Raw genomic sequence first — 25,585 nt, forward strand, 5'->3', positions numbered from 1 at the left:
GGTAAACGCGGAGTAAGCCTCTTGATCACAAACTGGTGCCCGGCAGACGCAATCTGATCAGATGCTTCGACATGATGCCCTGGGGCAGTTTCGATAAACGCCGTGTATCCCACTTCGCCAAACCCCGACGACGGCGGCTATCCGAACTCAGAGATAACCGCGCTACACGTCCACCTGCGCAAAACATAGGCCAATCCACTGAGCGAACTGGCGATGGGCGGTATGCGCGTCGGTGCACCCAACTTACTTCGAAGATCCGACGTCCCTTTTGAAGCGATGCAGATATTCATGAGCAGTGACCCCGAATACCGTAAGCTTCTTTGTCCCCGGACAGAAACGCCGGATCAGTGCTTGGTCGCCTCTTCCCATGCGCGTATTAGATCGGACTATGCCCCTTCGGTTAGGAAATCTATCCGTCGCTGCCGAGAGTCGCAACCTGAGCCGCCCGGCCAGGCGTGACTGTTCACTTTCGCACACATCATCCTGAGATTGGACGAAGTCCCAGGTCTTGGTTTGCTCCGCTTTTCATTTCTCTTCAGAAAACAGGCGAGTTATTGCATAAATGGTTTGGCCGATCGATTGCCCGTGTCCAGCTGGGAAATCCTTGCACGGAGGCGATTCGTGACCAATCTTTTTCAGGACCTACGTCATGCGGTGCGTCAGTTGCGCAAATCTCCTGGCTTCGCCATCACCGCCATCCTCACGGTCGCTCTCGGAGTCGGCGCCACTACCGCCATCTTCACGCTGGTGCATGCCGTACTTCTCAAATCCCTTCCTGTGGCGAAACCCGATGAACTCTACCGCTTCGGCGACAAGGAGCACTGCTGCAACTGGGGCGGCTACACCCAGTGGGAAGAGTTCTCCCTGTTCAACGGCGAACTCTATCACCGTTTTCGAGAAAACACCCCGGCATTCATCGACCTGGCTGCTTTCCAGGGTGGAACCGCGGGGTTGGGCGTACGCCGTGTCGGAACTACTCAGCCCGCCGATACCCGCAGTGGCCAATTTATCTCCGGTAACTTTTTCAGGACCTTTGGCGTTGGCGCCTGGATCGGACGCGTCTTTACCGACGCCGACGACCAGCCCGGTCGAGCCCAGGTCGCGGTCATCACTTACCATACATGGGTAACGAAGTACGCCAGCGACCCCTCCGTTGTCGGTTCAGTATTCCAATTCAACGGAAAGCCCTTCACCATCGTTGGCGTCGCTGCCCCCGGCTTTTTCGGGGGAGAACTACGAGGCTGGGGCAATCCCGATTTCTGGATGCCCTTGAACGCTGAATTGGTTATCAGCGGCGATCGCGCTCGCCTAAATCTTCCCGATGCCAATTGGCTCGATATCATCGGCAGAGTTAAGCTTGGCACCGATCCCAAGGCTCTAGAAGCGCAACTCAAGCTCGAACTCCGCCAATGGCAAGCTAGTCACCTGCCCGACATGGGCACCCAGGACAAAGAATATCTGCCGAAGCAAGTCTTCCACCTCACCCCTGGGGGCACCGGTGTCTCCGGGATGCGCGAGCAATTCCAGGAGGGCCTTACTGTCCTGCTGGTAGCTGCCGGCTGCGTGCTCTTGATCGCGTGCGCCAATCTTGCCAATCTTTTGCTTGCGCGCGGATTGAGAAATCGCCAGCAGACTTCGGTGCGGGTTGCGCTGGGTGCGTCGCGGCGTCGCCTCATCACCAAGGCCTTCGTTGAAAGCCTCCTTATTGGTCTATTGGGAGGCGCAGCGGGCTTGGCCTTTGCCTATTCCGGAACCACATTGATCCTGCATCTGACCTTTTCCGGCCCCGAAAGTTATATCCCGATTGAAGCTTCTCCCTCGGTGCCCGTTCTGCTGTTCGCTCTCGTCGTTTCCTTGCTCACCAGCATCTGCTTCGGAATCGCTCCAGCATGGATGACAACTCATGCTGAGCCCGTTGAAGCTCTGCGCGGAGCCAATCGTTCCACCGCCCACGGCGCAAAATGGCCACAAAGAATCCTTGTCATCGCGCAGGCAGCCGTGTCGCTCGTTCTGTTGAGTGCCGCAACCATGTTAAGTCTCAGTCTGCGCAATCTTGAGCATCAGAAGTTCGGCTTTGAGGTCAAAGATCATTACCTCGCAGCCATCGATCCCAACCGCGCCGGATACCAACCAGAACAACTTGATTTGCTCTATAGAAAGATGTTGGATCGTTTGCAGCGCATTCCCGCCGTCAAGGGAGTCGCCGCCGCCACCTATGCCCCTATGAGCGGCGACAGCTGGAATGAAGGTATTCGCATTCAGGGTAAGCCGGAACCGCATGCCGCTGATGACACTGGCGCGACCTGGACCCGCGTCACTCCCGGCTTCTTCTCCACCCTTGAAAACCCCATCGTGATGGGTAGGGCCATCACCGAGCAGGATACGGCCAAATCGCCGCTGGTCGCCGTCGTCAACGAGACATTCGCGAAGAAATTCTTCAAGAGTGAGAATCCCATTGGCAAGCACTTCGGCCTGAACGAAATGACTCATGCCAGCGATTACGAAGTGGTGGGTGTGGCGGCGGACATGCGCTACGTGCTGAATGATATGAAGGAACCGGTGCGGGCCATGTTCTTCCTGCCTGCAGTCCAGCACACCCCCTACACCAAGAAGACCGAGATCACCGGCGAGATGGGGGCCCATTATCTCTACAACCTCATCTTTTCTGTGGCGGGCAAACCCGACCATCTCGAAACCCAGGTACGGAACGCCATCACCGAAATCGATCCCAACCTGTCGCTTATCGACTTTACGGACTATCAAGAGCTCCTGCACCGGGACTTCAGCCAGCAGGACATGATCGCCAAACTGACCCTCATGTTTGGCGCACTTGCCCTCATCCTCGCCGCCGTGGGACTCTACGGCGTGACCGCCTACGCCGTAGAACAACGCACCAGCGAAATCGGAATCCGGATGGCGCTTGGCGCGGACCGCAGCACAATTCTCGGCATGATTTTGCGCGCCGCATTCACGCAGGTTGGAGCCGGATTGGTGATCGGGGTTCCGGCAGCAATCGGCGCAGGACGGCTAATCTCCAATCAACTCTACGCGGTCAAGCCGTATGATCCCATAGTTCTGATTCTTGCCGTGGTCGCGCTCGCGGCAGCAGCCTTCACAGCCTCGATGATTCCTGCGCACAAAGCCGCCACCACCAACCCTGTGAACGCTCTTCGCACCGAGTAGGCCGACAACAACAATCGTTCGGTGCGCACAAATTCCGGAGAGTCAAGATTTTGTTCGATGGAGGTGTGATTCGTTCGTCCGACGATTTGACTGGTATCGTGCGTTGAAACCCGGCAAACTCGCCGAGGTGATGGCACAGTTGCCGACATCCTCCATTTGGTATGATCCGGACCTAAAGGATCACAGCATTCAAGGAGCACAATCCTTCGACAACATAGCGGCTTCTGATCAGCATAGAACGGAGTCTAAATGTTGCTTTTCGCACTTCCGATTCTATAAGTTCGTACCTTGCGATCGTGCAAAGCGCAGACCTACGGATGACAGAGCGACTCGTTTGTGCGTAAACCAGACGAACTCCACGCGGATCAGCCGGTTGATCTCGTCAATCGAGATATCCGAAAGCCGTCGCAGCAGGATGCTGTGGCGACGCGCCACCAATTCAGCGCCTGCAGTGAAGTCCTGGGTGCTAACGGCGATGGTTCAGGAAGCTCCGATGGCGTCTCGTTTAGCCGCGAGTTGTTCTATCCATGTCACGTCCTGCTTAGTGTGCCTCTTGCGGCACTCGATAGTAATGAGTACGTCAGCTGTCCCAATCTTGGAATCCAGTGCGTGGCTGCACGAAGATCAGCCCCGGATGTAAGCACTGTTATACGAAGACGTTCGCTGAGCGATTTCGCGGTGTTCCCGGCCATCCCTATGAGCAAGGTTTCGATCTGCGGCTCGTTCCCGAGAAGCTCGGTGATCCTCTGAAGTGGAAGAAGCCTCGCAAGATTTTTGTTAACTCGATGAGTGATCTATTTCATCCGGAAGTGCCAGATGACTTCATTGTGAAGGTTTGTGAGGTCATGCTCCAAGCCGATTGGCACACCTACCAAGTGCTTACGAAGCGACCTGATCGTATGGCCAAGCTCTTGAACTCGCAGCTCTCCTTCGCGGCGAAACATGAACACATCTGGTGGGAGACGAGCGTCGAGAACCGGAAACACGGTGTTCCCCGCATCGCACAGTTACGGAAAGCACACGTCGCGGTGAGGTTCCTGTCTGTCGAACCTCTCCTGGAGGATCTAGGCACTCTCAACCTCCGCGACATACATTGGATGATCGTGGGTGGTGAGAGCGGTACCGGTGCTGGCCCCATGCGGCCCGAATGGGTGCGATCATTGGAACTGCAATGTCGCCAATTCGAGGTGCCCTTCTTTTTCAAACAATGGGGTGGAGTGCGAAAGAGCGAAACCGGTAGGTCCCTCGATGGCGTTACCTATGACGAATTGCCCATTGTGATTCAAATGTCTGCAGGTTCCACTGGCGAGCATGACGGAATCGGATTATCAAGATCGTGAACAGTCCGAAATCAAGCATTATGCTATTCGGCTCTACCTTGAGACCGCAGCCCGAATTCTAGGATCGGCTTGGCTTACGATATCAAGTATGTCGACTGCTGCGCCGGTCCGTGGAACTCAAGAGACAGCGAATATCAAGACACTTCGTTCGGTATTGCATTCGAAGTGCTAAAGGCAATTCGCGCGGAGCTATCGAACCGAAGCAGGGTTCCTTCGATTGAATTGCTTTTTATCGAAAAGGATCCAAAGCCCTTCCGCCAACTGGACGCCTTCGCGAAGAGACAGAACTCCCCAGATATCAAGATACGTGCCGAAAACTGGGATTTCGCCGAACACATCGATGAGATTGTTAGTTATTGTTCGATGCGGCGGACCTTTCCATTCATCCTGATAGACCCGACGGGATGGAAGCTTGCAGGGATTTCACAGATTTCTCCCCTCTTGAAGTTGAAGCCTGGCGAGGTCGCTATCAACCTCATGTCCTCATTCATCACGCGATTCGTGAACAACACCGCTACGGACCTGAGTGACCTCCTTGGTGAGGATTTCCCGGAATTGCGGAGCTTATCCGGAACCGAACTCGAATTCGCAGTGGTGCGGAAGTATTGCGACCTAATTAAGTGCGTAGGAGGATTTTCCTACGTGTGCGCTTTGCCAGTCATGAAACCCGATTCCGATGCTTTCAACTTTTACCTCATTTACGCCACGCGTCATCCAAAAAGCGTCGAGGTCTTCAAGAGTGTGGACAGCGCCAAGAGAAGACTGGGAACTTCGAGCTATTTGGCGCTCCAGTGTTGTATCGAGAGAGAAAGTATCAGCAGCTCGCTGAAGATAACCGTGTGCGCGCCAAGAAGCGTGTCTGGGATCTTCTATCCGTCTCGGGCGCGCTCTCGTACGATGACTGCTGGGCGGAAGCACTTCAGTTCCCAGCCGTCTACCAAACGGATTTGCGTGAGTGGCTGACCGAGTGGGAAAAAGCCGGGAGAATCCAGGTGAGGGGCCGTAAGAAGCCAACTGAAGTGTTGAAGAGAGGCTGCGGTCACAGTCTCGTGCAATCCCCCGAAAGTCAGTGAACTTCGTTGCCCCGACATCTCAATATGAGTTCCGATAAGTCGGCTAGCCTTCAGGGACCTATTGTCGAAACTCAATTGTTCATAAGTCCGGTTCGAGGAGATCTGGTGCGTCTGGGTACGGCAGAGCGCCTGTGGTTGAGGCCACGGGATGCAACGCAAGCATGTCCTTGCAGTTTTTGCACAACTTGTCGCCATCATGGAGTGCATTGCTATAGGTATCTGACCACTCTTTGAGAACTCATTCAAAGTATCTCTTTTCCTAACTTCTGCTTCCGGATTCTTGCAGCCATTCCTAGATAAATCCCTTGATACGACAAATGGCCTGCCATGATTTCAATTCGTGTGCATGCCTTTAAGAATCCTTGTGTGCTCCATGCGCACGGAAAGAGAGAACAAGTCATGGCAACTCTATTGGCAGACAGGATTGTTGTGCCTGATCGCGATCTCAGCCAGACCACTCTATGTCTCAAAGTTCAGTTCGGAGTGATCGGCGACAGCCGCAAGATCAGCTCCGCTAATATCGACGTGGATGCAGACAAGCGGCTCATTCGTGTTTCGAAGAAGCTGTTGGATGCGGCAGAACTGAAAGCCATCCGTCGCTTCGACAGCCAATTGCGGCCCTCTCTCTAGGAGATTTGCCTGCCGTACGACATTGGCATTCATCTCGTTCCCTATCAGGCGGTCGATACCCTGGAGGAAATGCTCCTGAATGCCGAGAGAGAACGTCCTGCGCTCGTCGAAGCATTTCTGTTCGTTTAAGGCAACCATCAGGTATCGATTTGGCACCGGCAGGTAAGCCACGATCATCGCTCCCATTCCAATAAAGCCGCCGGGGATCATCGCCTCCATGGAGCCAATCAGGTTGCCAATGAAGTACGACAGGAGGGATTGAAGAACCATCACAAGCGACATTGAGGCCAGGAACGACCACCAGAGGGCCCACTTGTCTGGAATCAAGTATTCGTGGAATTCGATAACCAGGACGCCAAGGAACGTTCCAAATACAGCGTCGAGCACCCAAAATTTTACTGAGTTCCGTCGGTCGCTGTGACATCGGCCGATTTTATCCTTCGGCGAACCGCATCTTAGGCAATCAGGTTGTGCCGTGGTGCTACAGCTCATATAGACCAATCTCCTTTTTCAAACCTTCAACGTAGCTGCACGTGTCGCACCATTTGCAACCTTGCGCGATGCCGATAAATGAGGCCGTACTTTACAGCCCGAAAGTCTGAAGGCGTTCCCCATGTGCCAAATGCGTCAGTCGGTGGACGATATGAGGCAGCATGGCGTGCTTCGCAATGATTGTCTGCGTTTCACATCCGCGAAAGGACGATATCTCGATCATTGCCAAAACCAAACTGGGAGCTCACATCGTGCTTCTCGCTTATATAAGTTCGCGAGGTCTCTAGCGGAGGAGAAGATTTGGCACTGCACATGCTTTTATGGACTTGGAAAGTACGAGGGAGATAGCAAAAGAGAGTCATTGGGAAAGAGGCAGTTCCTGAGCCTTTCCGAACCGCAACGCTTGGTCCAACTGGTCGCTGAACCGAGGACAGAACAATAAGCTCAATTGGGGTTGTTTGATGCTGAGGAGGCTTCCCCTCGTCTATGTCTAGTCTATTTCGTGTTAAGCCCATGTCATTGCTTTCAGCCGAAGCGAGTGAAGAGGGTACCCATACTCTCAAGTGGTCGCTGGGAGCACTGAATCTGATCACTCTGGGCATCGGTGCCGTAATCGGAGCGGGCATCTTCGTGCTCACAGGGCAAGCCGCGGCGCTTTATGCGGGACCTGCGGTAGCGCTAAGCTTTGTACTGGCCAGCATCACCTGCGCGTTTGCCGGACTGTGCTACGCGGAGTTTGCGTCGATCATTCCGATTGCGGGTTCGGCGTACACCTACGGATATGCGACGCTCGGAGCGTTGGTGGCATGGATCATCGGCTGGGATCTGGTACTCGAGTACGCGTTTAGCGCGGCGACAGTCGCCTCGGGATGGTCGGGATATTTCAACAGCCTTCTGCAGCAGTATGGGATATACATTCCCCCGCAATTAACCGCCACTACGGGAACGCGGCTGGTTTTCTATCAGCATCAGTGGCTGCCGCCCGGTGTGAGTACCGCGGGACTGCAGCATGCCACCGGAACGTTCATCCTGATTGCGATGTTGGCGATTCTGGTGATTACGGCATCAAGGAGTCAGCTAACTTCAACTCCGCTATCGTGATTGTCAAGCTTGCGATCGTTGCCATCTTTTTGGGTGGTGGGTGGTTGGTTCCTCTTCAAGCATCCAGCATCTCCGGAAAGGCACCGATTTGGCGCCTCGGCAGTTTATGCGACTCTCAAGAAGATCGCTGATGAAACGCGAGCGCGCTTCGTGGGAGCGTCGCGACTGCTTCATCAGCACTTTGTGAAGCGCGAACCAATTCTGACCGACATTCTGCGTGTAGCCCACCTTCAGCGCTAGATGAGTGTGTACTCACCATCCAGAGGTTCGAATAATACGCTCGGTAATGGTTCCTCTGTGCCAAATGCTCCAACTGATGGACGAAATCAGGCAATCAGGCGGGGTATGAAACGAGGGCGTAGAAGTCGCAGAGTGGAAAGACGATCTCTCAAATGCCTATCAAAACGTGTCCTGGACTGCATTTTGCGCGTTGAGGTTGTCAAATTGGTATGCCTTCTTGCAGGAGCATAGGTTTGGCATCGCACGTGCTTTTCAATGGGACGTGGGCAGCCGAATGACTATCATCGCACCGCCGGACAACGTCATCGCCGACAGCGTCAACAAAGATATGGCCACAGCACTCTCCGAAATTGCGAAGAATTCTGGACAGATCCTCGACAAGAAACTTCTTGTCAAGACGCTCCAGAGAACGGAGAAGGCGATTGCGGACGAACAACAGGAGCAGCAAGAGTTGGCGCGCGAAATGGGAGTGACAGTGTAGCGCGCAGAGGGTCGCGGATTATGCAGCGAGAGAAACGGGCACCACGCCTCAACATACTATGGCGCTGGATTGCCTCAATTCTCAGGGCGTGGCCCGCATCCCTCCAGCCCTCATTGCCGGGCAATGGAATAGGCAGCAATATCAAAATGTTGCAGGAATTTTCGATGCAAAGCACTTTGATCTGCGAATAAATGCTTCCGGAGTTCACGGATTCGAAAAACAAAGGTCCAGTATGTGATCTAAATCACATACTGACCCGGAAAGGATTGGCAAACTCGGTACACTGGCATGAGATTCTTCTCCAAAATCGTGACGACGCTGCTCCTTGTAGCTTTGGGAGCCGGGCCTTTGCCTCTGTTCGCGTCGTCGACCCTGTGCCAGACCCCGGCAAAGTCTTCCGCGTGCTGCGCACCGGATTGCCACATGACCATCGCCAAGGCAGTGAGCAGCGTTCAATCCCTCACTCAATCCGGCAGTGTTAATCAGTGCAACTGCCAGATATCGCCAAGCGGGCCTTCCTTGGCGGCGGTTGCATCGGCGCCAGAGGGATCGCACGAAATGATGCTCGTGGACGATACGTTTGCCAGCATTGCATCCATCGTCGAGTTTCGGCCGGAAGAATACTATGCTCCGCCCGATCGCGAGTTGAACAGACACTCTCAGTCTGTTCTTTGCACTTTCCAAATCTGATCTTCTCTTTCAGCTACCACTTTTTCCGTGTGTACTGCTGATCTCATTGCGCGTTAGCCTGTCCACGACAGGAGAACTCTGTCGCTTTGAGTCGGCGAAGACTCTCCCCTTATTACGTTTCAATCTGAGTTGCAGGAGTTAGATCCGTCATGAATCGAAATCGTTTCAAGCGGTGCGTATTGTCTGGTCTGGTATTTTCCGCCGGCCTGTGGTTCTCTCTTCAGGGCGCAGGCGTCAGCCTTGCACAAGATCTCAGCCAGGCTGACACCGAACAATCAAGCATCGGCTGGCACTCGACCGCTAAGCTGCGCCACATCGTGGGAAGGGAGAAGGGCGATCTCAGCATCGACGCCACTGGAATTGAATTCCGTTCGGGGAAGCAGACGACGAGATTGCATTATCTGGAAGTGCAGTCCTTCTTTCTCTCGCCACACACTCTGGTCATCGAAACCTACCAGAACAGAAAGAAGCATCTGCCGGGAGTCGAACGCTACAGATTCGATGTAACCGAGACTGTTCCTCCTAAGGTTGCGACTAAGCTGGCCAAGGCTGTTCAACGCCCATCGCAAAACTCCGTACCCGATCCATCGGCACAGGGTATCGCAATCCCCGCTCATCATCGGACCGTCAGGGGCGGCACAAATGGCATTTTGCGGCTCCGCGATAGCGGCATCGACTATGTGACCGCTGTCCCCGGTGACAGCCGCAGCTGGCGCTGGACGGATCTCCAAACTCTATCCGCTGTCGATCCCTATCACCTGCTTGTGTTCGGATACCGCGACACATACACCTTCGACCTGAAAGAGGCCCTGCCTCAGTCAACCTATTACCGCCTGGTCGACACACTGGATCGGCGCCATACAACCGAACCAATCCAGGGAATCGATACCCATGCTCTGAGCACACCAGCGGACAGCGGAGCGGGAGCTCAAAAATGAAGAGATTCGGCACATTTCGTATCGGGCTTTGGTTGGTTTCGCTCGCGCTCGCCCCTTTAAGTCTGTGGTCCCAAGGGACAGCGAACTCGGCACTTGGCCTTAAAGGCCCGGCGGCGGATCAATCGAGCACACAACAAGTATTGTCGCTCGACGATGTGGTCCGGGAGGCTCTCGAAAAGAGTCCGGAGGCGCAAAGCGCTCTGCACACGGTCAACGGTCTTAGGCGGCGAGTACCGCAAGTGAAGACTTTACCTGATCCGGTGGTTGGCGTCGGCTGGGCCGGCAATATCACCCCTTTCAGCATCATGTCGGGCGACGCATCAAGCTATCGCGGCGTTACCGTTTCCGAACAATTCCCGTACCCCGGCAAGCTGAAATTGCAGGGAGCCATCGCCAGCAAGGAAGCAGATGCGGCGCAAACCGACTACGAGGCGGTGCGCCGCCGCGTGACGGCCGAGGTCAAGGCGGCCTTTTACAACTACTTCTACTTCGATAAAGCGATACAGACAACGACCAGGAACAAAGAGCTTCTCGAAAAGCTTTCGAAGATCGCCGAGGCGCAGTATCGCGTGGGCAAAGCGATGCAGCAGGACTTACTGCGCTCGCAAGTGGAGGTTTCCCTGTTGATCGAAAAACTGACGCTGCTGGAACAACAAAAGGCCACGGCGCAGGCAAGGATCAATGCCTACCTCCTCAGGGCACCTGAGTCGCCGCTGCCTCCCGCCGCAGAAATACAGCCGGCGAAGATTCGATACTCGCTGGATGAACTCTACGGTCTCGCGGCCGACAACGATACCGCAGTCCTGCGCAATCGGCGAATGATCGACCGGGGCCGCCTGGGTGTTGCGTTGGCCGAAAAGCAGTACAGGCCTGACTTCGGGGTCAGTTACATGTATCAGCAGCGCACGGCGCAGCCGGACATGAACGGAGTCACATTCAGCGTCAATATCCCCGTCTTCTACAGGTCGAAGCAACGCCAGGGAGTGGCGGAGGCCGCCGAGGACTTGATAAGTGCGGAAAAGATGCGTGACAACCGCTTGAACGAAGTGCGCTTTGAGTTGAAGCAACAATACCTCGCCGCGCAGGCCTCGGAACGGCTGGTGAGCCTTTACTCGAAAGGCATTGTTCCTCAGTCTTCCCTCGCGCTTGAGTCCTCGATGGCATCCTACCAGGTCGGGAAGGTCGACTTCCTGTCGCTGCTCGCGAACTTCACCACCCTGCTCAATTACGAGACCGACTACTATCGCCAGCTTGCCGATTCTCAGACCGCTATCGCGCGGATGGAGAGCCTAACCGGAACCGCAATCAGCGAAGCTTCGAGCGCTGGGCCGGCTGCAGCCGTTTCTCAGACTGCGCAGGAGGCAAAATGATGATGGCCACTCAGTCTACGACGAAAGCAAGACGAAAGATGGCGGAAGCCAGGGCCGAATATGCACGCTCCGAGCTTGTTTTTGTGGTGCAGGTTCATCAGCCGAACCGGTATCGACTCTACCGTCTCGTGGCGCTCGCGACGCGCAAACGGCACAAGCAGAGCGACCGGATTCAGGACACCATCAATGATGTCCTGGTAAGTCTTGTGGCACCGAACGCAGAGACAGAAGCACCTGTTCCAGAGAATGATTTCGCGTCACTGGTTGCCGTCGGCATCACAATCTTCCGCAATGCGCCATCGCAAACTCAGTTTGAAAGTTCTAAATGGATGCCCATAAAGCAGGCAGCGTCCGCACCGGAAAGAAGAGGAGTTTAGTCATGTTACGGTCTGCAAAAAAACTCATTGTCGTGGTTCTGCTCATTGCCGCGCTGGGAGTGGTCTATATGGCCGCGACACATCGCTGGTTCTTCGGCCACTCTGGAACTGCCGCAGTTGGTTCCGCAGGCGCAAGCGGTGAGCGGAAGGTCCTCTATTGGTACGACGCAATGAATCCGCAGCACCATTACAACAAGTCCGGTAAGGCTCCGGACGGGATGGATCTTCTGCCGCAATATGCAGAACAGACACCGGCTCCGGTGCAGGCAGCTAACCAGCCGGCCACGGACATGGCCAACATGCCGGGCATGTCTACGAAGAGCGGCGAGCGAAAAGTTCTCTACTGGTACGATCCGATGCATCCGGCCTACAAGTCAGATAAGCCGGGCACTGCTCCCGATTGCGGGATGACATTGGTTCCGAAGTATGCCGACGACGAGAGCATGGCCAAAATGCCGATGGGCACGGTGACGATATCTCCGGAAAAACAGGTAATGGTAGGTGTGCGCACGGCAATTGTCGAGCGCAGGCCACTGGTTCGGGATATTCGCACAACGGCGCAGATCGTTGCGGATGAGACGAAGATCGCCCACGTCCACGTGAAAGTTGCGGGTTACGTGGACCAGGTGTATGTCGATTTCGTGGGACAGCTTGTCAAGAAGGGACAACCGCTCTTCACGCTTTATAGTCCCGATCTGGTCTCGGCCGAAGATGAGTATCTCATCGCAAAGCGCGGCTATGCCTCTCTCGGGTCGGCTCCTTTCCAGGAGGTATCGACGGGCGCACAATCGCTGCTGCAATCCACACGGCAGCGTTTGAGGCTGTGGGACATCTCGGACGAACAGATCCAGCAACTCGACAAAACAGGGAAGGTCAGCAAAGACCTGACCTTCTACTCGCCGATTACAGGTTTCGTAACCGACCGCAAAGTGTTTCCCCAAACCTCGGTTACGCAGGACACAGAGTTGTACACGGTGTCGGACTTATCGACGGTGTGGGCCGACGCAGACATCTACGAATACGAGGTTCCCTTCGTGCGTCTCGGTCAGCAAGTATCTCTATCCCTGAGCTATTACCCGGGCAGGACGTACAGGGGAAAAATCTCGTACATCTATCCAACCGTCGATTCACAGACGAGAACGGTGAAGGTGCGCATTCAACTGCCCAACCCGAGGTTTGATCTGAAGCCGCAGATGTTCGCCAACGTGCAACTGCGGGTCGATTACGGGGCAAAGGTTCTCATTCCACAGGAAGCGGTCCTCGATTCCGGAACGGAACAGCAGGTCTTTGTGGTGCATCCAGGGGGGATGTTTGAGCCTCGAAAGGTCACCCTCGGGCCGGTTGTTGATGGAAATGTAGCGGTGTTGGCCGGGTTGAATGCCGGTGAGACGGTTGTAGTTTCCGGAAACTTCCTTATCGACTCCGAAAGCAAGCTCAAGAACGCGATGAGCGGAATGCAGCACTGAGGAGGAACACCATGAACACTCGACGCATTGTCATAGCAGGCATTCTGATCCTTGTCGCCGGCGCCGCGGCCTTTGGCTGGTTCAGGTTTATCACTCATCCGAAATCGGTCGCGTGCGGCTATTGCAGCCGGCCACTTCACGCCAACTTGATGGTCACGGCGGAAATCGATGGCAAGAGAACGCAGGTTTGCTGCCCCCGCTGCGCCATTACGGAAGCGAACCAGCAGAGGAAGCCAATTCGCCTCATCACGGTGCACGACTATAGCACCGGCAAGGCAATTTCCCCGGAAGGTGCGTGGTACGTGGAAGGGAGCCGTTCGATGGCATGCGACCACGATGCGATGCGCATGAACGAAATGAAAGGAACCCAGGAGCTTGCCTTCGACCGCTGCTCACCGGGGATCTTCACCTTCGCTGACAGACAACAGGCGGATGCGTTCACTCAAGCGAACGGTGGAACCGTTGTTGCCTTTGAGCAGTTGATGCATGAGGCGAAATTCCAATGATGAACAAGATTATTGACTTCAGCGACAAAAACAGGTTTCTGATCTTCCTCTTCGTCGCGGTTGCCATCGTTCTGGGATGGAACTCGATGAGGAATACGAAGCTAGACGCGATACCTGATCTGTCGGATACCCAGGTAATCGTCTATGCCAAGTGGGATCGCAGCCCCGACATCATGGAGGATCAAGTCTCGTACCCGATCGCTTCGGCATTGCTCGGCCTGCCAAAGGTCAAGGACATACGTGCCTTCTCCGACTTCGGCTATTCCTACATCTACATCATCTTCGACGAAGGTACGGACATTTACTGGGCACGGTCGAGGACACTTGAATACCTGAACTCCGTCACTCCGCGGCTTCCCAAAGGCGTAAACGTCGAACTGGCAAAGGACGTAACCTCTGTCGGCTGGGTTTACCAGTACGCGCTCGTCGATACGACGGGCCAGCACAGTATCGAGGAACTGCGCTCCTATCAGGATTGGTACTTACGCTACGCACTCCAGACGGTACCCGGCGTTGCCGAAGTCGCACCAGTCGGCGGCTTTGTCCGCCAATACCAGGTAAACGTCGATCCGAACAAGCTTCTGGCCTACAAGATACCGATCAACGCGGTCAGTGATGCGGTGGGCAAATCCAATAACGACGTTGGCAGCCGATTGGTCGAATTCACCGGCCGCGAGTACATGGTGCGCGGACGGGGATACATCCGCTCCCTCGACGACATAGGCAAGACCGTCATCATGTACAACGCACAGACTGGAACTCCAGTACTCGTCCGCGACGTGGCCACGGTAACCTTCGGCCCGGACATAAGGAGAGGCTCGGGAGAACTGGATGGCAACGGAGAAGCGGTCGGCGGCGTTGTCATTATGCGCTACGGGGAAAACGCGCAAAAGGTCATCGAGCGCACGAAGGAGAAACTGAACGACCTCAAATCCACGTTGCCGCCGGGCGTCAAATTGGTTACGACCTACGACCGCTCCGAGTTGATCGACCGCGCGATCGATAACCTCCGGCACACGCTGATCGAGGAACTGGTTATTGTCAGCATCGTGATCATGATCTTTCTGTGGGACATACGGAGCGCCATCGTTCCGATTGTCACTATTCCGGTTACCGTCATTCTTGCATTTATTCCGATGCAATGGATGGGGATGACCGCAAACATCATGTCGCTCGGCGGCATTGCCGTCGCCATTGGCGCACTGGTCGATGCATCTGTGGTCATGGTCGAGCAGGTTCACAAAAAGCTCGAACATTGGGAAGCCGAAGGGCGGCCCGGTCCGTCGCACGCTGTCGTGATCGCGGCCGTAAAAGAAGTTGGAGGTCCCAGCTTCTTTGCCTTGCTGGTCATCGCGGTTGGCTTCCTTCCAGTCTTCACCCTGGAAGGCCAGGAAGGTCGCATGTTCAAGCCGCTCGCATTTACCAAGAACTTCTCCATGGCGATTGCGGCTCTGCTGGCAATCACGTTGGCGCCGGCGGCCATGCGGTTCATCTTCTCGCGGATGGACGGCTTCAACTTCCGTCCAAAACGGCTCGCAAAGATCGTCAACGCGCTCTTTGTGGGGAAGATCCACAGCGAGGAGAACCATCCTATCAGTAAGCCGATGATGAAGGTCTATCACCCGGTTGTCGAGTTTGTCCTCGATCACAAGTGGATGACCATCGGATTTGCCCTTCTCGTGATGGCGCTCAGCGTACCGGTCTACTTCAAGCTCGGATCGGAGTTCATGCCGCCGCTTGATGAAGGTACGCTGCTCTACATGCCGTCGACACTGCCCGGCATCTCTGTGACCGAAGCAACTCGCGTGCTGCAGATGCAGGACAAGATGATTCGCGCCTTCCCGGAGGTTGATCGCGTCTGGGGCAAGGCGGGTCGTGCAGAGAGCTCTACCGATCCGGCTCCCTATTCAATGATGGAAACCACCATCGTTCTCAAACCCCAGGATCAGTGGCCCAAAGTAGACCGGTGGTATTCGAAATCAGCTCCCCATTGGCTTCAACCAGTATTGCGAAGGTTCTGGCCGGATCATCTCACAACGCAGGAGCTGATTTATGGCCCTGGTGGGTTAAACGAGACTCTGCAACTGCCGGGAATCTCCAATGCCTGGACCATGCCCATCAAAGCCCGCACCGACATGCTTACCACAGGCATTCGTACTCCGCTTGGCATCAAGGTCCTGGGCGCGAACCTCGATGAGATTCAGAAGGTCGGCGAGCAGATTGAAACGGCCCTGAAAGATGTTCCCGGAACGACCAGCGTCTTTGCGGAACGCACTAGCGGCGGGTATTTTCTCGATTTCGATCTGAAACGCGATGAACTTGCGCGCTACGGACTGACGATCGACGATGCCGAAAGTGTTCTGATGTCGGCGGTCGGTGGCGAGCCGGTCTCGACCACGGTCGAAGGCCGCGAACGGTATTCGGTGAACGTCCGCTATCTGCGCGACTACCGCAGTGACGTCGAAGCTCTTCAACGCGTGCTGGTAGCCACACCGTCGGGAGCACAAATTCCTCTCGGTCAGATTGCGGACATCCACATGAAAACCGGTCCGGGCATGATCCGCGACGAAAACGGAAGGCTCAGCGGCTATGTGTACGTCGATGTCTCCGGACGCGACATTGGCAGTTATGTGTACGACGCGAAGAAAGCGGTTGCGGATAAGATAAAAGTTCCTGCCGGTTACGAGCTTGTTTGGAGCGGCCAGTATGAATTCATGGAGCGCGTCGCGCAGCGCCTGAAATTCGTCGTTCCGATTACGCTCTTCATCGTCTTCCTGTTGCTCTACTTCAATACCGGTTCGGCGATCAAAACCATAATCATTCTGCTGGCGGTGCCTTTCTCGGCCATCGGCGCAATCTGGTTCCTGTACCTGCTGCACTACAACATGAGTATTGCCGTTTGGGTCGGCCTCATCGCTCTGCTCGGAGTCGACGCTGAGACAGCCGTCTTCATGCTTCTTTACCTCGACCTCGCCTACCATGACGCTCTGAAGACGACTGGCATTCGCTCCTGGGACGACTTGCGCGAAGCCATCGTTCACGGAGCTGTAAAACGGTTGCGCCCCAAGGTCATGACCGTATCGTGCATGCTCTTCGGACTGTTGCCGATCATGTGGTCCGCGGGAACCGGAGCGGATGTTATGAAACGCATCGCAGCTCCTATGCTTGGCGGCATTATTACTTCGTTCTTTATGGAGCTTGTCGTCTATCCTCCCATCTTCGGGATATGGAAGTGGAACTGGGAGGTTAAGCCAGCCCTGAAGCGTGAAGCGGCTAAGCTTGCGGAGGCGCCTCATGCCTAACCTAGCGATCGCCGGAACCAAGTCAATCCGCTGGATGGGCGTGGCTGCGCTCCTCCTCTTGGCCACTCCAGTTTTTCTGTGGAGCCAGGAAGTGCCGCCCCTTCAGCAAGGCAGTGCAAGCAGCGAAGAGCCGTTTTCGGGAGTTGACGGCTCTCTAATCCGAGCGGCGGACGCGCTTCTTGCCTCCGCCCCGACGGCTTCAGACGATCGGCCGGGGTCTGACAGGACGCACAGTGCAAACCTTGCCGTTCTCTATGGGCCGCGGACACCTTCATGGACTGGCGGTCCAGGCCCTGCGGCGGCGCGTGTCGATCTGTTGCGTCCGGCCATCGAGCCCATTCTGCGGTATCACGGAATTCCGACCGATCTGGTTGCCGTGGTTCTCGTCGAGAGCGGAGGACGCACTACCGCACTTTCTCCCAAAGGTGCGCGCGGCCTCTGGCAACTGATGCCGGATACGGCTCGGCGCTACGGACTGCGTGTAGACAAAAACCAGGATGAGCGCCTCGATCTCTTCAAGGCTACTGGGGCCGCGGCCCAATATCTTCACGACCTGCACGCGCAATTCGGCGATTGGAAACTCGCGCTCGCCGCATACAACACAGGGGAGATCAATGTCAGCTCTGCGATTCTTCGAGCGCACTCGCAGGACTTCTACCAATTAGCCAACCTGCGGGCCCTGCCGCTTGAAACCAGAAACTATGTTCCCAGAGTATTGGCGGCAATTCGGTCCTTTGCCCCGACATCATCCCTCGCGGAACATTACGACGAAGCAGGTGCAACAGCCGTCTTCGCCTCCAGCAATCGCTAAGGTGCAGTTATGAGCAATCACCGGATACACGCAAGACCTCCCAAGGCGCCCCGGCGTAACGATTGGTACGTATTCTGGCCGGTGTGGGCGATATGCGGTGGTTTTGTGCTTCTGCTCATCTTCGTTCTTGTAAGCGCGTATGTCTCCTATCCTTCGCAGAAGAGCGACGTGCCGGTAGTCACGGTAGGTGAGGGGCAGGATCTTCACCTGGACACGACCAGGTTAAATTCGCGGCAACTCCATCTGTTTGAAGTCAGCTCTTCGGGACAAAAAGTGAAAGTCGTTGTTCGGCGGAGAACGGACGACAAGGCGGTTCAGGTGGCTCTGGCAAGCTGCCGCACCTGCTACCGCAGCCATGATCGCCATTATGCCAAGAACGGACAAATGATGTGCGCCGAGTGCAATAGCCAGATGAATTTTGAGGCGAAAGGTCACAAGCCGGGGACAAATGGCTGTGCACTTGTCGAAATACCGCACATGCAAACAAGCGGCAACATAACCGTGCTCCTACGCGATGTACTCGCGCAGGCAGCCAAGATGCCTCAATGACGGTGCCAACCATTCAAGCAGAAAGTGTATGAAGATGACAAGCAAGCTGTTCATGATCGCGACCGGAGTTGTTCTCTTAGGGCTCAGCAGAGCGCCGCTATCGGTTGGCCAAGCGCCGAAGACGCAAGCGACCGAAGTTCAAAGCGAGGAAAGCCGGAAATCACTCGATGCCGAAATTATCGATCACCAAAATTGGATGCAAGCTCTGATTGCGAAACTCAACACGAGTCTTCAAGTCATGGTCGATGCCGAAGATGCGAATGGTTTCATCCGCGACCAATCGATCGTCAAGGCACACGAAGAGAATATTGTTACGTTGCGCAATACTGTCAGAAATCAGAAGCTCTTCCTTATTCTCTACGAACAGAAGTGTGGCGCAGACGTTAAACAACATGATCACATCATTCAACTTCAGCAGCAGCTGAAGGCGGCGCTCTATGACGCCATCGACACATTCGACCTTTATCAAATCGCGAATGACACTTCCAGCGAAGCCCCTCAAACTGCGAAGCATATCCTCGGCCTGCACAGAAAAGCGCTGAAGGAAGTGGCCGTTGTTCTCAATCGGCATGAGCAGGCCATGGCTCAGAGGATGAAGAAGTGCGAGTGATTGGGTCGCTGGGGCAATTACCGGCATAGTCGAAGCGCAGATCAAAGATGTTGTTTTCCACTTCCACACGTTGAAGTTGGTGATCAATGTTACCCGCAGTCTTAAAGACGGCGGCACCTAACAATTCAACCGGGAGGATACGAACATGACGCGCAAACTGTTAGCTATCCCCACAGTATTCGCTATCACCACGACAGTCCTTGCCCAGACGCCGTCTGTGCGGCAGCCTAAGCCTGAGCCCCTCAGTAAGTAGCAGCTCAACACCTTGATCGCCACTGCAAAAACACCGAGGGACCACTAACGCATCGCCCAGTATTACAAAACGATGGCCCAGGATTACCTGGCGCAGGCGAAGAAGCATGAGGCAATGGTTGCTGCGTACGAGAGCATCGACCTGGAGAAACAGTAAGTCTCTTGACGATTGCTGGGAATCGGCGGGCCGAAATGTACGGCCCGGAATTGCAGGGACGGTTGCTAAGCTGGCCGTAGTGAATAACCGAGAACAACGGGCGTGTCAGTGCTTTCTGCGGCGGAGATGAGTTCTGCCCACTGATGACGAGTAAACCTGTATCACACCTGCATCTGAGGCGTTCCCGGAAGCGGGAGAGATTGAGTTTCGGTGGGAGGCTGACCGCGCTCCTTTTTCGCACCAAAACTCTTGCGCCATTCCCAAATGTTGTAAGCATACAAAGCGAGGCAAAACAAATTGGCAGGAATGAATCCAAGTTGCGATGTATTGACAGCAATAATACAGATCAAGGCACTGTTGATTCCTGCGACAATCCATCCTTCCCAGCGTTTCCTCCCGACAAGGACAGTGGAACTGATGGTCAAGACACAGGAGACATAGTCCAATCGAAACATGTTGGTATCTTTCAACCCGCGAATAACAATTGCTGCAAACGCGGGATTAGAAATCGATTAGGAAATTCCGGTTTCCCAGAAATCTAAGGACGATGCTGCAATTGTTGAGCCACGGTTGTGACGGTGTTTTATGTTGCCATCCAACAATGGTCGAGAGTGAAACACCTAACAGCCACTTACGCGCTATCGAATGCTAGCTTGTTCGCAACACCATCTCCACGCCTCATACAAAATGTGTCCGGTGGCCTCTACCCCCCCATACTCGGCACCGGAGCGGGCTGAAAGAGCGCCAGATTCTGTTCGCGGCCAAGTGGTGGCGGGCCGAGATTTCGAAGTCAAGGTTCGCTTACCCGGCTGGAGGCACCCGCCCGAAATGCGGCAGGAAGTGCCGGATTTGCGGCAATTCGAATGGGGTAGCGGGTTACCAGAAAGCCCAATGTGACTGAATCGTTGCGATTTATCGGCCTCTACCCCGCAGCAGCTATTTGGCAGGTTGCGTGCTTGTATGACAGACAGGGAGAGAACCGAATATCCAGTATTCTTTGTGCGAAATCGTACGGGGCCGTTGGACTTGTCGGTCTAAATAATCCTTCGATGTTCGATTCGGTGCGGAGGATATGAGAAGTGTGTGTGGCCGGGTATCGAGAACTGTCTTTGTTGCAGCCTCCGCGCTTTTGTGAAAGTTGTTCAACGTTCATTTCAACATCAATGGAGAAAAAGCATGAGAAAGATGCCGATCATCACCCTTGCTCTTCTGTCCGCCGCCATGATACCCGCATTCCAGCAGGTTCATGCTGCGTCCCAACCCATCGAAGGAGTCGTCAGCGACACAATGTGCGGCAAGAAGCACATGCTGCCGGGCAAAACCAACGCCGAGTGCATCGCCGAGTGTCTGCAGGGCAAGGCGAGCTACGCGCTCGTGGTGGGCAACAAAGTTTATACTCTCACCGCGAAGCCTCAGACCATCGCGCCATTTGCAGGCAAACATGTACAAGTTGAGGGAAGCGTAAAGGGCAACACGATCACGGTTACCGCTATTCACGAAGCAAAATTTTCCATGCCGGCTGGCATGCCCATGTAAGGACGGCCGATGCCGACCGCTGTTACAAACGGTGGTCGGCTCTTGGGCTGCGGAAGGCTTCATGATAAGAACCGCTTTCGGAATAGAACGCCACGGGCCTGAGGAACCGCCTAAATCTTGAAATGCTATTTACGCAGCAGGAACGATGATCGAGCGTGGACTCAAGGCATATTCGAAACTGTCTAGATTTGCTTCAGCAGACCGGGGTCTTTCAGAATTCTCGCGCAATCGCCTGAATTGGTTTTACTCCGCTTCCGAAGCGGGTAATCGCTTCCCTATGTTTTTCGAGTTCGCCGTAGGGGAGGTAACGCAAATGTAAAGTTGCAGCGGAGGCGCGGAATGCTGGCCGCTGAAGTTGCTCACGCACTTCTTTTTCGCGATTGTCTGGCGCGACCAGAAATAATGGGACAGCATTATCGAGCTTGGATCCCTGCGCGAGATCGAGAAGGCGAACGATCCCGGAATAAATCGAAGTGGTGTGTTCGACTTCAAACGCGGCAGCAGGAGCCCCATCCACATCGAACCAAATCACGTCAATCAGAGCGACAGCATCTCCTCCTCCCGTCACCGAGTTTGGAAGAGCCGTTAAGCAATTGTCCGAAAGCTTGCCTGATAAGTATTCTCTCGAGCGATCGTTGGCGGCGATCCAGACCTGAAATCCAAGGGCGATTCCGAGGTCACGAAGCCATCCTTGTATTTCGTTGTGAGTTCTGTCGCTTTCTCTCGCGTCTTCGGACGCGCGTCTCTCCTTGGCACTGAGATCTCGCATTTTCGCGAGATCGGCTTCCCACTCAGCGCGTCTAGCATCGTCCGCTTCTGCCGGCGGGGCGGAGTAGCGTCGCTGGCCGATGTCGAAGAGCAGTCCTCCGATTGCCCCCAAATCATTCGACAGGAAGGCGCGGTGTTCGTCGACGAGCCTGAGTATCCCATTTCGCATCGCCAAATACTCGGTCCAGCTCCCGAGTTTCACCTTCGCTCCTGTCAGAGCGTTATAGCCGTTCACAATCGCTGTGTTAAACGGTGACATAATCGTCGGATGGAGAAAATACATAAGGTTTGCCGCAGCCGGACCGAGACCTTTGATCGACTGCTGATCGAGCTTTTGAATGGCAGCAAGTAGATGAGCTTCGGTACTGCAGCACATGCAAGTGTCGAGGAAATGGCCGAACGCAAGTTGATTACTACGGTTTTCGTAGATGTCGGGAATCCGCAGCTTTGGTTTCCAAAGGAACGGATGATCAGCGCCCTTGAACATTTGGCGCTGCTCAGCGATAGATTTGACCACTATCTCCAGGGATGAGCCGCGATACGCCGTTCCGAATGTGTCAGCTTTGATCTCCGCGATAACCTGCTGAATTCCACGCCGGATCGAACGAAAGTTCTTCAACCGTTCTGGCCACAGAAACCATGTCTGGTACGTGCCATTCGGATCATCTCGCCAGCGTGAGATCAATGTAGTGATCGCTGAGCTCTGAGGCGATAAAGCGGTTGGGGAAGGAACTGACATCTTTGGCACCTTGAATTGTACTGTACCTCAAGGGTTTCAAGCTCTTTAGTCCCTGTTAGCGGCAAAATTGCTGACGGTGAAACCTGCCGGAGTAATCCATGTCTGGTATGAGGGTCGAGTGACGGTCAAGGCTTCGACGCGATATAGAGTCTCTTGAATTGATTCGAGACTCAGGAAAGACTGGATGGATAGTGCGCAGCCTTTCATAGGCTTATGTTGACTACTCCGTTGCCATTGTCGAACAACGCTAGGCAGCACCAAGTACATTGCAAGAGCAGATGGAACTCTTTGTATCCTCCTATACGATTGATGGAGCCACGCACCTACAAACGGGGAGAAGTTGAACGAATTTCAGCCCACCCACAGTGCTAGAATCGCGCTCGTGAGAGTTTCGACACGAGACTGGCGGCGGGCGGTATTTCTGGCAGCAGCAATTGCGGTAGTTGCGCTTTTGCATTACAGCACGCCTACAACCTCTATGTGGGCCCATCCGCTATTGCAGCGGGCTTACTACATCCCGATTCTGCTGGCGGCCTTGTGGTTCGGCTGGAGAGGAGGCCTGGCTGCGGCAACCCTGGCCAGCGTCTCCTATATTCCCCACATCGTCATGGCCTGGAAATTCGATCCGGAATACCGTTTGGCGCAATATATCGAAATTGGGATGTTCTTTGCCATCGCCACCTTAACGGGAATACTCGCTGACCACGAACGTGCCCAGCGGCGCAAGGTCGAGGAGACCGCAACCAAATTGGGTGAGGTCTACACGCAACTGCAGAACTCTTTTGAGCAACTTCGTCGCGCGGACCGCCTCTCCGCCCTGGGAGAGCTTTCAGCAGGCCTTGCCCACGAGATTCGTAACCCGTTGGGATCAATCGAGGGAGCGGTTCAGATTCTCGGACGCCGTGAACTGGCCGAGGAGACGCGCCAGGAATTCACGGACCTTGCCTCTCGCGAAGTCGCGCGCCTGAAAGGGCTCCTTACTCATTTCCTTGAATTCGCGCGACCGCAACGACCGCAGATTGTCGCGTCAGACATCGGGCTACTGCTCGAATCTGTGGCAAAGCTCGCGTCGGAAACTGCGAAGATGGCGCAAGTAGAGGTTCGTGTCGAGGCGGCGGCAGCTCTACCTTCTGTTTCGGTCGATCCGGAGCAGATCAGACAGGTGCTCCTGAATCTTGTCATCAATGCAATCCAGGCAATGTCTAAAGCTGGTCAGATTACATTGCGCGCGGCACAGGAAACCGACGATATTCGTATTGAGGTTGAAGACGAAGGCGTCGGAATCCCTACAGAAGATCTGGAGCGGGTTTTTGATCCGTTCTTTACCACGCGCAGTAGCGGAACCGGGCTAGGGCTTTCGATCGCTTATCAAATCGTGAACCAGCATGGGGGCCATATCGCTGCGAGGAGAAACCCGGAGCACGGCATGACGTTCTCAGTGACGCTGCCGGTTTCGGCCAGCACCACCTAATGACACTCGCGAGGAATTGAATGCCAAATCATCTTATTCTTGTGGTAGACGACGACGACAGCCAGCGACGGCTTATCGAGTTCTGGCTGAAGGAAGAAGGATACTCGGTCGTAACTGCATCGGATGGTCATGGCGGCCTTCAGAGCTTTACAGAGAAGACCCCTGCGCTGGTGATCACCGATATCCGGATGCCTGGCCTCAGTGGGTTAGATCTTCTTGGTCGAATCAAGGCGGTCAACACTGACACCCCGGTCATCCTGATCACTGCTTTCGGCACCGTCGGAGATGCGGTCGATGCGATGAAGTTGGGCGCGGCCGATTACGTGCTGAAGCCGCTGAACGCGGAGGAACTCAAGGTAAACGTTCAGCGCGCCTTGGAACATCAGCAATTGCTGGATGAAAACCGGTATCTCCGTGACTTCAGTGACACGGCATTCCGGTTTGAGAACCTGGTAACGGGCTCCAGAAAGATGCACGAAGTTTTCAAGCTAGCCGCCCAGGTGGCGCGTCGCGACTCAACGGTTCTCGTCACTGGCGAATCTGGAACGGGCAAGGAGTTGCTTGCAAAGGCGATCCACCAAAACAGCATGAGGGCCGCAAAACCATTCATCACGGTGAACTGCGGGGCTATCCCTGAAGCTTTGATCGAATCAGAGTTGTTCGGCCATCGAAAGGGATCATTCACCGGCGCGATTGCCGACCGGGTCGGAAAATTCGAAGCTGCGAATGAGGGCACTGTCTTCCTCGACGAGATCGGCGAACTTCCTATCAACCTCCAAGTCAGATTGCTGCGCGTAATACAGGAACGCGAGATTGACAAGATCGGTTTTCCAAAACCGATTCCTGTCAACGTTCGGCTGATCGCAGCTACGAACCGGGATCTCCGTACTCTCATTGAGGATGGACAATTCCGAGAAGACTTGTTTTATCGGCTGAGTGTCGTGACCGTTGAGCTTCCGCCATTGCGCGAGAGACGCGACGACATCCCTCTTCTGCTAACACACTTTCTGAAGAAACATTGCACGCGCTATCAGCTCCCTGTGCCATCAATCAATGATGATGCTCTCGAACTGCTGACGCGCTATGACTGGCCGGGCAATGTCAGGGAACTGGAGAATGTTATTGAGCACCTTGTCGTTGTTGGTTCCTCGGACGTAGTCGGCGTCAAGGATTTGCCACCACAAATCCGTCATGCGAACTCCCGGGTATCCTCGATCAGCCTCAAGCTGCCCGATGAAGGAATCGACCTCGAAGAAGTAGAGAAGGAGATACTCCTGCAAGCGCTGGAGCGGAATCAATGGAACCAGACGAAGGCCGCCCGGTACTTGAACCTTAGCCGGAAGACTCTAATCTATAGAATGGAGAAATTCGGTTTGGCTGAGGCGGCCGAATCCTCGCCCTCGGTGCAGCCCTCGGAATAGATTTCGGCCGCAAAAAGAATCCTCTGATCTGCACGCATATTCCGGCAGATCCTGCTTGTGCATGGGAGTGTGACTCCGGCCT

General features: G+C 54.8%; 22 protein-coding genes. 18 read left to right on the top strand and 4 right to left on the bottom strand.

Going from position 1 to position 25,585, the window contains the following annotated elements; translation table 11 throughout:
* The first annotated feature begins 621 nt into the window (after window positions 1-621).
* From AC6I7T_RS31025 to tcmP, 3 genes are all read left to right on the top strand, one after another.
* Window positions 622-3,183, top strand: a complete 2,562-nt coding sequence (locus AC6I7T_RS31025) for an ABC transporter permease (protein ID WP_497795308.1) — start codon at window positions 622-624, stop codon at window positions 3,181-3,183.
* A gap of 584 nt (window positions 3,184-3,767) precedes the next feature.
* Complete coding sequence (locus AC6I7T_RS31030; protein WP_497795544.1) at window positions 3,768-4,523, top strand: DUF5131 family protein; 756 nt, start codon at window positions 3,768-3,770, stop codon at window positions 4,521-4,523.
* 69 nt (window positions 4,524-4,592) lie between these two features.
* Window positions 4,593-5,486: a three-Cys-motif partner protein TcmP gene (gene tcmP / locus AC6I7T_RS31035; protein WP_497795309.1), complete on the top strand. Its 894-nt coding sequence runs from the start codon at window positions 4,593-4,595 to the stop codon at window positions 5,484-5,486.
* A 569-nt stretch (window positions 5,487-6,055) separates the two neighbouring features.
* Here the strand turns inward: tcmP and AC6I7T_RS31040 are convergent.
* Complete coding sequence (locus tag AC6I7T_RS31040) at window positions 6,056-6,613, bottom strand: hypothetical protein (RefSeq protein ID WP_497795311.1); 558 nt, start codon at window positions 6,611-6,613, stop codon at window positions 6,056-6,058.
* Between the two features lie 591 nt (window positions 6,614-7,204).
* Here AC6I7T_RS31040 and AC6I7T_RS31045 point away from each other — a divergent pair.
* The 12 genes from AC6I7T_RS31045 (at window position 7,205) to AC6I7T_RS31100 (ending at window position 19,159) form a co-directional block, all read left to right on the top strand.
* The gene (locus AC6I7T_RS31045) at window positions 7,205-7,819 is read left to right on the top strand and encodes an amino acid permease (protein WP_497795312.1); all 615 of its coding nucleotides are present in this window, start codon (window positions 7,205-7,207) and stop codon (window positions 7,817-7,819) included.
* A gap of 514 nt (window positions 7,820-8,333) precedes the next feature.
* Window positions 8,334-8,540: a hypothetical protein gene (locus AC6I7T_RS31050; protein WP_497795313.1), complete on the top strand. Its 207-nt coding sequence runs from the start codon at window positions 8,334-8,336 to the stop codon at window positions 8,538-8,540.
* Between the two features lie 288 nt (window positions 8,541-8,828).
* Entirely contained in the window at window positions 8,829-9,230 is a 402-nt protein-coding gene (locus tag AC6I7T_RS31055) for a hypothetical protein (RefSeq protein ID WP_497795315.1), read from the top strand.
* Window positions 9,231-9,379: 149 nt separating this feature from the next.
* Window positions 9,380-10,168, top strand: a complete 789-nt coding sequence (locus AC6I7T_RS31060; protein ID WP_497795316.1) for a hypothetical protein — start codon at window positions 9,380-9,382, stop codon at window positions 10,166-10,168.
* On the top strand, window positions 10,165-11,538 hold the full coding sequence (locus AC6I7T_RS31065; protein ID WP_497795317.1) for a TolC family protein: 1,374 nt from the start codon (window positions 10,165-10,167) through the stop codon (window positions 11,536-11,538). Before AC6I7T_RS31060 ends, AC6I7T_RS31065 begins: the two co-directional genes overlap by 4 nt.
* Window positions 11,535-11,915 carry a hypothetical protein gene (locus AC6I7T_RS31070; protein ID WP_497795319.1) on the top strand — a complete coding sequence of 127 codons (381 nt, stop codon included), beginning with the start codon at window positions 11,535-11,537 and terminating at the stop codon, window positions 11,913-11,915. The genes AC6I7T_RS31065 and AC6I7T_RS31070 overlap by 4 nt, the downstream gene beginning before the upstream one ends.
* Before the next feature lie 2 nt (window positions 11,916-11,917).
* A complete protein-coding gene (locus tag AC6I7T_RS31075; RefSeq protein WP_497795320.1) occupies window positions 11,918-13,381 on the top strand; it encodes an efflux RND transporter periplasmic adaptor subunit in 1,464 nt (487 codons plus the stop codon).
* Between the two features lie 11 nt (window positions 13,382-13,392).
* A complete protein-coding gene (locus AC6I7T_RS31080) occupies window positions 13,393-13,887 on the top strand; it encodes a hypothetical protein (protein ID WP_497795322.1) in 495 nt (164 codons plus the stop codon).
* Entirely contained in the window at window positions 13,884-17,189 is a 3,306-nt protein-coding gene (locus AC6I7T_RS31085) for an efflux RND transporter permease subunit (RefSeq protein WP_497795323.1), read from the top strand. The genes AC6I7T_RS31080 and AC6I7T_RS31085 overlap by 4 nt, the downstream gene beginning before the upstream one ends.
* Window positions 17,182-18,000 (top strand): lytic transglycosylase domain-containing protein, encoded by an 819-nt coding sequence (locus tag AC6I7T_RS31090; RefSeq protein WP_497795325.1) that lies wholly within the window; start codon window positions 17,182-17,184, stop codon window positions 17,998-18,000. The genes AC6I7T_RS31085 and AC6I7T_RS31090 overlap by 8 nt, the downstream gene beginning before the upstream one ends.
* Before the next feature lie 9 nt (window positions 18,001-18,009).
* Window positions 18,010-18,549, top strand: coding sequence for a Fe-S-containing protein (locus tag AC6I7T_RS31095; RefSeq protein WP_497795326.1), 540 nt, complete (start codon window positions 18,010-18,012; stop codon window positions 18,547-18,549).
* A gap of 28 nt (window positions 18,550-18,577) precedes the next feature.
* Window positions 18,578-19,159 (top strand): hypothetical protein, encoded by a 582-nt coding sequence (locus AC6I7T_RS31100; protein ID WP_497795327.1) that lies wholly within the window; start codon window positions 18,578-18,580, stop codon window positions 19,157-19,159.
* A gap of 570 nt (window positions 19,160-19,729) precedes the next feature.
* Here the strand turns inward: AC6I7T_RS31100 and AC6I7T_RS31105 are convergent.
* Complete coding sequence (locus AC6I7T_RS31105) at window positions 19,730-20,023, bottom strand: hypothetical protein (protein WP_497795329.1); 294 nt, start codon at window positions 20,021-20,023, stop codon at window positions 19,730-19,732.
* A gap of 721 nt (window positions 20,024-20,744) precedes the next feature.
* On the opposite strand from AC6I7T_RS31105, the gene AC6I7T_RS31110 reads away from it, so the two are divergent.
* Window positions 20,745-21,104 carry a hypothetical protein gene (locus AC6I7T_RS31110; RefSeq protein WP_497795330.1) on the top strand — a complete coding sequence of 120 codons (360 nt, stop codon included), beginning with the start codon at window positions 20,745-20,747 and terminating at the stop codon, window positions 21,102-21,104.
* Between the two features lie 211 nt (window positions 21,105-21,315).
* On the opposite strand, the gene AC6I7T_RS31115 is transcribed toward AC6I7T_RS31110, so the two are convergent.
* Together AC6I7T_RS31115 and AC6I7T_RS31120 are read right to left on the bottom strand one after the other, a co-directional pair.
* A complete protein-coding gene (locus AC6I7T_RS31115) occupies window positions 21,316-22,611 on the bottom strand; it encodes a type II restriction enzyme NmeDI-related protein (RefSeq protein ID WP_497795331.1) in 1,296 nt (431 codons plus the stop codon).
* 45 nt (window positions 22,612-22,656) lie between these two features.
* A complete protein-coding gene (locus AC6I7T_RS31120; protein WP_497795332.1) occupies window positions 22,657-22,818 on the bottom strand; it encodes a hypothetical protein in 162 nt (53 codons plus the stop codon).
* 175 nt (window positions 22,819-22,993) lie between these two features.
* Here AC6I7T_RS31120 and AC6I7T_RS31125 point away from each other — a divergent pair, with 175 nt between their 5' ends.
* Together AC6I7T_RS31125 and AC6I7T_RS31130 are read left to right on the top strand one after the other, a co-directional pair.
* Entirely contained in the window at window positions 22,994-24,082 is a 1,089-nt protein-coding gene (locus AC6I7T_RS31125; protein ID WP_497795334.1) for a two-component system sensor histidine kinase NtrB, read from the top strand.
* A 20-nt stretch (window positions 24,083-24,102) separates the two neighbouring features.
* The gene (locus AC6I7T_RS31130; protein WP_497795335.1) at window positions 24,103-25,503 is read left to right on the top strand and encodes a sigma-54-dependent transcriptional regulator; all 1,401 of its coding nucleotides are present in this window, start codon (window positions 24,103-24,105) and stop codon (window positions 25,501-25,503) included.
* Window positions 25,504-25,585 lie beyond the last annotated feature (82 nt).

It is taken from the genome of Humiphilus diazotrophicus (genome assembly GCF_059726315.1).